The organism is Mesorhizobium sp. M1E.F.Ca.ET.063.01.1.1 (genome assembly GCF_003998155.1).
In the GTDB taxonomy this organism is placed as follows: Bacteria; Pseudomonadota; Alphaproteobacteria; order Rhizobiales; family Rhizobiaceae; genus Mesorhizobium.
The window spans coordinates 1-4,422 of the sequence record NZ_RZSC01000507.1 but is presented as its reverse complement, the minus strand read 5'-3'; the positions used below and the strand labels follow the sequence as shown (position 1 = coordinate 4,422).

The following is a 4,422-nucleotide window of genomic DNA, read 5'->3' as shown; positions in this document are numbered from 1 at the left end:
CGCTTGAGATCCTCGAGCGCTGCCGCCGGGACGACAGCCGCGTCTCAATCATCTCGCGCGAGAACCGCGGCCTCGTCGCCAGCCTCAACGAGGGGCTGGCGGTCGCGCGCGGCGAGCTGGTCGCGCGCATGGATGCCGACGACTTCGCCTATCCCTGGCGCCTGTCGCGGCAGGCGGCGCTGTTTGCCGCGCGGCCCGAGCTCGGCTTCTGCGGCTCGCTTGTCGACATGCTGCAATACGGCCGCGTCGCACGGGGCAGGCTCGATCCGGTGTTCCGCCTCGACCTCTCCGTGCTGTCGCAGTTCTTCACGATCTTCATGCACCCGACGGTGGTCTACAACCGCCGGATCATCGGCGAGGCCGACCTCCATTACGACGGTACCTACCGGCATGCCGAGGATTTCGACCTCTTCCGGCGGCTTGCCGGCTGCTATCCGGCGGCCATGATGGAGGAGAGCCTGTTGGTCTACCGCGTGCATCCCGGCAGCGTGACCAGCCGGCATACGAGGGAGATGCGGCGCACGCATCTCAGGATCGTGGCGGAGAATCTCGAGCACGAGGGCCTGGCGCAGGACAGCACAGACCTACGCGCCATCGGTGACGAGGTTTCCTTCGACACCGTGCGACGGGCGGCAGCCTTCATCCGCGCGCTGGAGGAGCATATCGCGGCACTGCCAGCGGCAACCCGGCCGAGCTTCGAGGCCGGCGCGCTCAACCTGTTCTATTTTCTCTACCAGCTCGTAAACGACGAGGAACGCCCGGCCCTGACCCACGAGCTTTTGACGCTTGCCGCGAAATGGAACGCGATCCGCCGCCGCGAGAAATACGCGCTCAGCCCCTGTGCCTGGGCCCCCTGGCTGAGCCAGGCCTCGATGTGGGCGGGCAAACGCGCGGACCGGATGGCCCACCGCTTCAAATCCGCGCCGGCGGCATCGGTGCTGGCACGCTATCGGATGGGGACGGCATGAGGGAGATGGGCCAAGTTGTCATACAGGGCTGTAACCGCCAATGCTGGCGGGACAGCACCCCCCTCTGGCCTGCCGGCTCCGGCCCTTCGCTACCGCTCCGGGCGTTCGTCGTTCGCGAAGCCAAGCAATTGGCTTCGCGTCCGCTTCGCGGACCACTCCTCACCCCCCGCAAGGGGGGAGATTGGCGGCTTCGCCGACGGCGCCCACTTATTCGCCGCTTGAGATTGGCGAAAGTCGAGGCGACGTCCAATCTCCCCCCTTGCGGGGGAGATGTCCGGCAGGACAGAGGGGGGTGTGAAGGATCGCGACGCATCGCATCTATCTGTCGGGGCGAGGCAGCCGCCGAGGCCACGCCATGAACGACGCGCGCCATCCGCTGCCGCGGCTCCCGGTCCTGCCCGCGCCTCCCTGGCCCAGGCAGCGGCCGCGGGTCTCCTTCATCGTCTGCACGCGCGACCGCGCGACGGTGCTGGAAGCCTGCATCGACTCGATCCGGGCCGCCTGCAGGGCGCACCCCACCTTCGCCGCCGAACTGGTGGTGGTCGACAACGGCTCGCGCGACGGCACGGCGGAATATCTTTCCCGGATCGCCGCGGCCTCCGACCTTCTCCTGACCACGATCCGCGAGCCGCGCCCCGGACTGGCGACGGCGCGCAATGCCGGGCTGGCGCGGGCGCGCGGGCGCGTTCTGGTCTTCGTCGACGACGATTGCAGGCTCGACCGCAACTACCTCGTCGACCTCGAACGGCATTATGCAAGCGGCGATAAATGGCTGATCCGCGGCGGCCGCGTCGAGATCGGCGACGCGCGCGACCTGCCTTTCACGATAAAACGCTGCGACAAACGCGAGCGGCTGACGCCCGCCGTCCATCCGGGCGGTTTCGTGCTCGGCTGCAACATGACCATGCATCGCGACGTCGCCGCCTTGATCGGCCCCTTCGACGAACGTTTCGGCGCTGGCGGGGCGCTGCGTTCGGCCGAGGACACGGACTATCTGGTGCGCGCCATGCTTGCCGGCATCGCGGTCGAATATGTGCCGGACATGACGATCCTCCATCACCACGGCAGGCGCGACCGCAAGGCGATCGGCCGGCTGCACCGCGACTATCATTTCGGCAACGGCGCGCTCTGCCTGAAGCACATCCGCCGCGCGCCCTGGCTGCTGCGCCACTTCTACTGGGCGACGCGGTCGGCGTTGCGTGAGCTGATCGGCGGCCCGCGTTTCGATCACGAGCTCAAGCTGTCGCATTGGCCGATCGTGCTGATGAACCTCGCGGGCGCGGCGAAGTTCATGGCTCTGGTGTTGGCCAGACGGCCGCCACGACAAGCGCGGCTCGCCAACGAGACCGCCGAGACCAGGGCGGAGGCCGGCGCGCGATGACCGGACGCCCGACGCTGCCGATGCTGCGGCGCGCGCTTGGCCGCCGTCAGCTCGGCCTGCTGCCTGTGGTCGTCGTACTCGGCCTTGCAAGCGCCGCGCTCGAAGGTTTCGGCATCGGGCTCATCATCCCTCTGCTCGGCATCATCATGGGGCATGGCGAGGCGACCGGCATGGCGGGCCTTTCCGCCCTGCTCCAGCAGGTCGGCGCCGGGCTCGGCGAGCGCGAGCGGCTGATCGCGATTTCGGCCGCGATCCTCGGCTCGATCCTTTTCAAGAACCTGCTCGCCTTCGCCAATTCGGTGCTCACTGCCCACATCTACGGCAAGGCCAGCCAGACGATACGCGGCGCGTTGGCCGAACGGCTGCTGACCGTCGGCTATCCCTTTTTCCTGAGGGAAAGCCCGGGGCGGCTGCTCAACATCATCTCCAACGAATCCTGGCGGGCGTCGGACGCCATCCAGGGGGTGCTCGGCGCCATCGTCAGCGCCTCGGCGGCGCTTATCCTGCTTGCATTCCTGCTGCTCTTATCCTGGCAGATGACGCTTTTGGTGATGCTCGGGCTGGCGCTGGTGCAGGCCGCGCACATGGCGCTGTCGGCCCGTCTGAGGGCGCCGAGCCGCAGTGTTTCGGCGCGCAACAGCGCGCTCGCATCGCAGATGCTGCACCTCGTCCATGCCGGCCGGCTGATCCGCATCTTCGGCCAGGAGGCGCGCGAGAAGGCTGCATTCGAGAAGGCCTCCGACGGCGTGCGGCGGGCGGCCTTCCTGCTCTCCAACCGGCAGGGCGCGCTGGCGCCGCTGACCGAAGTGTTGCACGCCATGCTGTTCCTGGCGGTGGTGATCGGCGCCTGGCTCGCCGGCTTGAGCTTTCCGGTGGTCGCGTCCTTCCTCATCCTGCTCTACCGCCTGCAGCCGCATGTCAGGGCGCTGCAGATGACATGGAGCCAGTTGCAGGGGCTTTCCGGCTCGCTGGAAGAGGTGACCTGGCTGCTCGATCCCAACGGCAAGCCCGCGCCGCCTGAGGGCAGCCGCCCCTTCGCCGGCCTTGGCGACAGAATAGCCTTCGAGGGCGTGAGCTTCAGCTATGCCAATGAGGAACAGCGCGCGGCGGTGCTGCACGCGGCGAGCTTCGACATCGTGAGCGGCCGCTCGACGGCGCTGATCGGCCGCTCGGGCGCCGGCAAGACGACGATCGTCAATTTGCTCTGCCGCTTCGTCGAGCCGGACGGGGGCAAGATCCTCGTCGACGGAGCGCCGCTCGGCGAGATCGACCCGGCCGACTGGCGCCGCCATATCGCGCTCGCCAGCCAGGAGCTGGAGCTGGTCGACGGCACCATCCTCGACAACATCACCTACGGCAAGGACACGGCGAGCGCTGAAGAGGCGCGCCGCGCGGCCGAGCTCGCCGAGGCGCACGCCTTCATCGAGACGCTGCCGCAAGGCTACCAGACGGTGGTCGGCTATCGCGGCGTCAACCTGTCGGCCGGGCAAAGGCAGCGCATCGCGCTGGCGCGAGCGCTGCTGCGCGACCCCGACATATTGATCCTCGACGAGGCCACCAACGCGGTCGACGGGCTTTCGGAAGCGGCGATCGTAGAGACGCTGAAATCGCGCGCCGGCCGCCGCACCACCATCGTCATCAGCCACCACCACTCGACGATCTCGTTCTGCGACGATCTGGTGATCCTGGAGCACGGCAGGGTGAAGAAGCAGGCGCCGTTCGCGGAGATGGCGAAGCTCAGCATGGACGAGCTGTATCGGCCGGAGTGAGCGCTGGAATCTCCCCCCTCGAGGGGGAGAAGTCGCCGAAGGCGACAGAGGGGGTCGCCGCGCGTTGAGCGCCAGCGCCCTGCGCGCCCAGAGATGAGGTCGGCGCTCTACGTGAGACGACCCCCTCTGGCCGCTTCGCGGCCATCTCCCCCTCAAGGGGGGAGATTAGCTGGCGCTACTCACCCTGCCATCGCAAGCGGCACGGCGCTCTTGTTGGGGATCTGGATGTCGATCTCCAGCGTCGACATGGTCGCGCCGCGGTCCATCGAGACCTGGAGATAGTCCTGGTCGATCTGCACGTGCT

General features: G+C 68.0%; 3 protein-coding genes and 1 pseudogene. 3 read left to right on the top strand and 1 reads right to left on the bottom strand.

The features are described from left to right. The 3 genes from EOA29_RS26575 to EOA29_RS26560 all read left to right on the top strand — a co-directional run. The coding region (locus EOA29_RS26575) for a glycosyltransferase (RefSeq protein WP_127221833.1) at positions 1-968 on the top strand (968 nt) is incomplete at its 5' end. A 355-nt stretch (positions 969-1,323) separates the two neighbouring features. After that, a complete protein-coding gene (locus tag EOA29_RS26565) occupies positions 1,324-2,349 on the top strand; it encodes a glycosyltransferase (RefSeq protein ID WP_126094726.1) in 1,026 nt (341 codons plus the stop codon). After that, the gene (locus tag EOA29_RS26560) at positions 2,346-4,118 is read left to right on the top strand and encodes an ABC transporter ATP-binding protein (protein ID WP_245464727.1); all 1,773 of its coding nucleotides are present in this window, start codon (positions 2,346-2,348) and stop codon (positions 4,116-4,118) included. The genes EOA29_RS26565 and EOA29_RS26560 overlap by 4 nt, the downstream gene beginning before the upstream one ends. Positions 4,119-4,297: 179 nt before the next feature. Here EOA29_RS26560 and EOA29_RS26555 read toward each other — a convergent pair. Beyond that, positions 4,298-4,422 (bottom strand): annotated as a pseudogene (locus EOA29_RS26555) (cell division topological specificity factor); the annotation flags it as partial.

What these genes read in the sequence shown, in the direction of transcription:
- EOA29_RS26560 (WP_245464727.1), top strand. Translation starts at nt 2,346, where the DNA reads ATGACCGGACGCCCGACGCTGCCGATGCTGCGGCGCGCGCTTGGCCGC.
- EOA29_RS26565 (WP_126094726.1), top strand. Translation starts at nt 1,324, where the DNA reads ATGAACGACGCGCGCCATCCGCTGCCGCGGCTCCCGGTCCTGCCCGCG.